This window comes from Nocardioides nanhaiensis, assembly GCF_039542785.1.
Taxonomy (GTDB): Bacteria; Actinomycetota; Actinomycetes; order Propionibacteriales; family Nocardioidaceae; genus Nocardioides; species Nocardioides nanhaiensis.
The window spans coordinates 1-546 of sequence record NZ_BAABIM010000010.1; the positions used below are offsets into that span (position 1 = coordinate 1).

Sequence of the window (546 nt, forward strand, 5' to 3'; positions counted from 1 at the left end):
ACCTGTTGGCCGCCATTCTCGCGGCAAAGGAACAAGGCATCGGGGCAATCCTTGCGTTTGCAATGGCGTACCTTCGCGGCAGATATAATGGCGGTGCGTTTACAAAAACAGTAATCGACGCAACGATGTGCGCCATTATCGCCTAGTTCATTCGTGACCTTCTCGACTTCGCCGGACTAAGTAGCAATCTCGCTTATATAACGAGCGTGTTTATCGGCTACATCGGTACTGACTCGATTGGTTCGCTTATCAAACGCTTCGCTGCTAAAAAAGCCGGAGTAGAAGATGGTAGAAATCAATAATCAACGTAAGGCGTTCCTCGATATGCTGGCGTGGTCGGAGGGAACTGATAACGGACGTCAGAAAACCAGAAATCATGGTTATGACGTCATTGTAGGCGGAGAGCTATTTACTGATTACTCCGATCACCCTCGCAAACTTGTCACGCTAAACCCAAAACTCAAATCAACAGGCGCCGGACGCTACCAGCTTCTTTCCAAGTCGGAGGCCAAGCGGTCTTAGGAAGACAACGTGCGATCCCAACTC

General features: G+C 49.6%; 1 pseudogene. It reads left to right on the forward strand.

Annotated features, from left to right (window positions below):
* Positions 1-5: 5 nt before the first annotated feature.
* Positions 6-302: pseudogene (locus tag ABD948_RS22155) on the forward strand (phage holin, lambda family).
* Positions 303-546: the final 244 nt, after the last annotated feature.